We start from the raw sequence: 4,126 nt of genomic DNA on the forward strand, positions 1-4,126 counted from the left end.
TACCCGGGGTTGAAGTTCTCCGGGTCCGACCAGGGACGCAGCTCCATCCCCGGGTCCTCGGGCACCGGGGTCACCGAGCGCACCCCGAGCTCGTCCATGTGCCCGAGCAGCCGGCACACCAGGTCGGCGATCAGGTCCGCCCGCAGGGTCCAGGAGTGGCGGAAGTAGCCGAAGACGAAGGCCATGTTCGGCACCCCGGCGATCATGATCCCGCGCCAGGTGGCCCGCTCCGTGAAGTCCACCGGCTCACCGTCGACGGCGAAGGCGATGTCGCCGAAGCACGAGAGGTTGAAGCCCGTGGCCGTGACGATGACGTCGGCCTCGAGCTCCTCGCCCGAGGTCAGCCGGATGTCGGTCTCGGTGAAGGTCTCGATGCCGTCGGTGACGACGGACGCCTTCCCCTCCTTGATCGACGCGAACATGTCGCCGTCGGGCAGCAGCGCGATCCGCTGCTGCCACGGGCGGTAGGCCGGGCTGAAGTGCTTCTCGATGTCGAAGCCCTCGGGGAGGTGCGGACGCATCTCGTCGAGCAGGTACTGGCGGGCCACGTCGGGGGTCTCGAGCGACAGCCGCGTCAGCTCGTTGAACTGCTCGATGTAGGTCCGGCGGAGGATCTCGTAGGTCCACTCCTCCGGGATGTCGAGCGCCCGCAGCTGGACCGCGAGCTCGTGCGTCTTCGGCGCGGCGATCATGAACGTGGGCGTGCGCTGCAGCATCGTCACGTGCGCGGCGGACTCGGCCATCGCCGGGACGACCGTCGCGGCCGTGGCCCCGGAGCCGATGACGACGACGCGCTTGCCGGTCCAGTCCAGGTCCTCGGGCCAGCTCTGCGGGTGCACGATCGTCCCGGTGAAGCGCTCGCGGCCCGGGAACTCCGGGACGTAGGGCTCGTCGTGCTTGTAGTAGCCCTGGCACATCCACAGGAAGTCGCAGCTCAGCTGCAGCGACTCGCCGGTGTCGGTGCGCTGGACGTCCACGGTCCACCGCTTGTCCGCCGACGACCAGCTCGTGGCGACGACCTTGTGCTGGTAGCGGGTGACCTCCTTGAGGCCGTCCTCCTCGATGACCTCGTCGAGGTAGGCGAGGATCTCCTCGGAGCTGGCGATCGAGGGCCCGCGCCAGGGCTTGTGCCGGTAGCCGTACGTGAACAGGTCGGAGTCCGAGCGCGCCCCCGGGTAGCGGTGGGTCCACCACGTCCCGCCCCGGTCGGGGTGGGTGTCCAGGATCGCGAAGCTGCGGTCGGGGAAGCGTTCGCGCAGGTGGTGGCCGGCGCCGATGCCGGCGACACCGGCGCCGACGACGAGGACGTCGACGTGCTCGACGGCGCCGTCCCCGCCGGGGTGGGTCTCGGGTCGGGTCTCGGTGACGGTCATGGGGTCCTCCTGGGGATCGGGGTCAGCGGGTGAGGACGGGACGCAGCGCGGCCACCGCGTCGTCGACCATCCGGGCCCCCGACGGCGTCGCGCCGAGCGTCCAGAGGAAGCCGTGGATCATGCCGTCGTAGCGCTGCGCGGTGACCTCGTTGCCGGCCTCGCGCAGCGACTCCGCGTAGGCCTCCCCCTCGTCGCGCAGCGGGTCGAACTCGGCGGTGGCGACGAAGGCGGGCGGGAGGTCGGCGAAGCTCGCGGCGCGGGCCGGGAAGACCGTCTGGTCCTTGTCCGGGTCGGTCGCGCCCAGGTAGTGCGCCCAGAACCACTGCATCGTCGCGCGCTGCAGCAGGTAGCCCTCGCCGTTCTCGGCGTGGGACGGGGTGGTGAACGCGAAGTCGGTCACCGGGTAGATCAGCAGCTGGAAGGCGATGGCCGGGCCGCCACGGTCGCGGGCCTCGAGTGCGACGGCCGCGGCGAGGTGCCCGCCGGCGGAGTCCCCGCCGACGGCGAGCCGGGCCGGGTCGACGTCCAGCTCCTCGGCGTGCTCGGCGACCCACGCGGTCGCCGCGTAGCAGTCGTCGAACGCCGCGGGCTGACGGTGCTCGGGGGCGAGGCGGTAGTCGACGGACACGACGACGACGTCGGCGGCGTTGGCGATGGTCCGGCACGGCCGGTCGACGGTCTCGATGTCCCCGATGACCCAGCCGCCGCCGTGGAAGTACAGCAGGACGCCCCGGGTCTTGCGGCCGTGCGGCACGTAGATGCGTACCGGGATGTCTCCCGCCGGGCCCGGGAGCGCCCGGTCGGAGACGGTCCCGACCTCCTCCGCGGGGGGCTGGAGGTCCAGGAACGCGGTCGTGGCCTGGCGGGCCTGCGGCACCGTCATGCACTCGAAGGGCGGGGTGCCCTGTTCGGACAGCGCGTCGAGCAGGGCCTGGGCCTCGGGGTGCAGGGGCACGGGGTCTCCTCACGGGTACGTAGGCGGACGACCACCCACCGTGAGCCAGGACACACTTCTCCGCATCGTCCCCGGGAGACGAACCGGGACGCGCGAGTTGTCGATTCGGGGCGCGGCCGGGGTTACCGTCACCTGGGGCCGTCGGGGGCCCGGGACCACGAGGTGGTGGGCGCGTGCAGGTGCGGACCGGCTCGCTCCCCGGCCGGGGTGACGAGGTCCTCCGCCGCGACCGGCGGGTCGCCGAGGTCGCCGCCGGGCTCGCCGTGCACCGCGACGAGATCAGCGCCGCGATCCGGGACCTCCTCGCCACGCGCATCGACGAGCTGCGCGGCGACCCGGGGCTCATCGACCTGCTCGGCGCCAGCGTCGAGGGCAACGTCGAGACGATCCTGCACGTGCTCCGGCACGGGTTGCCCCCGCGCGAGGTCGAGCCTCCGCTCGCCGCGATCGAGTACGCCCGTCGACTCGCGCAGCGTGGGGTGCCCGTCAACGCGCTCGTGCGCGCCTACCGGCTCGGCCAGGCCCACCTCATGGAGTGGGCGTTCGCCGAGCTCGAGCGCTCCGACCCCGGCGAGACCGGGGACGTGGCGGCGGTGTCCCAGCGGATCGTGCTGACGGTGTTCGACTACGTCGACCACGTGGCCCAGCAGGTGGTGGCCGTCTACGAGGGCGAACGCGACCGGTGGCTGGAGAACCGACATGCGATCCGCCTCGCGCTCATCCGCGACGTCCTCGACGGCCGGTCGCCCACCAGCCCCGACGACCGGCGCGCGACGGAGTCGGTGCTCGGCTACGCCTTCTCCGCCGTCCACCTCGGTCTCGTGCTGTGGCTCGACGGCCCGGCGGTCAGCGGCCCGGCGCTGGTCGCCCTCGAGCGGTGCGCCCTCGAGCTCGGTGAGGCGATGGGTGCCGTGGGGCGTCCGCTCGTGGTGCCGTGGGACGCCGAGAGCGCGTGGGTGTGGCTCCCCGGGGACGCGACCACGGTCCCCTCCCGCGAGGCCGCGACCGCGGCGGTGACCCGCGCCGGCGAGCCGGTACGGGTGGCCTGTGGCGCCCCGGGCGCCGGGGTGGAGGGCTTCCGCACCACCCACGAGCAGGCGCTGCGGGCCCGGACGGTGACCCTGGCCGCGGGGGACGGCGCGCCCGTGGTGACGCTGTTCGACGAGGTGGGCGCGGTGTCCCTGCTCTGCGCCGACCTCGACGGGGCCACCGCGTGGGTCCGCCGCGTCCTGGGCCCGCTGGCCGATCCCGGACCCGCGCGGGCGCGGTTGCGGGAGACCCTGCGGGTGTTCCTGGCGACCGGCGGGAGCAACACCGCCACGGCCGGCCGGCTCGGGGTGCACCCGAACACCGTGAAGTACCGGGTGCGTCGCGCCCGCGAGGCGCGGGGCCGTCCGATCGGGGACGACCGCCTCGACGTCGAGCTCGCCCTGCTCGCCTGCGCCTGGCTGGGGGTCGGGCGGCCGGCGGTCGGCTGAGCACCCGGTCGGACGTCAGCGCCCGGGCCGGACCTCAGCGCCCGGGCCGGACGTCAGCGCCCGGGCCGGCACCGCGCCTCAGCCGTAGACGCTCAGCTCCACGAGGTTCGCGTCCGGGTCGCGGACGTAGAGGCTCTCGATCGTCCCGCGGGCACCCGTGCGCTCGACCGGGCCGATCTCGATCGGGACGCCCGCGGCCCGCAGTTCGGCGGCGACGTCGTCGAGCGTGCCGGCGACGACGAGGCAGAGGTCGGCGCTCCCCGGGGTCGGGTGGAGCGCGTGCGGCTCGACGGGAGCAGCCGCGTCGTGCAGGTTGATCT

General features: G+C 73.8%; 4 protein-coding genes. 1 reads left to right on the forward strand and 3 read right to left on the reverse strand.

Annotation, left to right across the window (positions count from 1 at the left end):
* A partial coding sequence (locus tag AC0CYZ_RS04655; protein WP_472212801.1) for a flavin-containing monooxygenase occupies positions 1-1,373 on the reverse strand: 1,373 nt, incomplete at its 3' end.
* Between the two features lie 22 nt (positions 1,374-1,395).
* A complete protein-coding gene (locus AC0CYZ_RS04660) occupies positions 1,396-2,328 on the reverse strand; it encodes an alpha/beta hydrolase (protein WP_472212803.1) in 933 nt (310 codons plus the stop codon).
* A gap of 173 nt (positions 2,329-2,501) precedes the next feature.
* On the opposite strand from AC0CYZ_RS04660, the gene AC0CYZ_RS04665 reads away from it, so the two are divergent.
* On the forward strand, positions 2,502-3,806 hold the full coding sequence (locus AC0CYZ_RS04665) for a PucR family transcriptional regulator (RefSeq protein ID WP_472212805.1): 1,305 nt from the start codon (positions 2,502-2,504) through the stop codon (positions 3,804-3,806).
* Between the two features lie 78 nt (positions 3,807-3,884).
* Here the strand turns inward: AC0CYZ_RS04665 and AC0CYZ_RS04670 are convergent.
* Positions 3,885-4,126, reverse strand: a 242-nt coding sequence (locus AC0CYZ_RS04670; protein ID WP_472212807.1) for a VOC family protein, incomplete at its 5' end; no start/stop codon positions are given.

Source organism: Actinomycetospora sp., assembly GCF_055612215.1.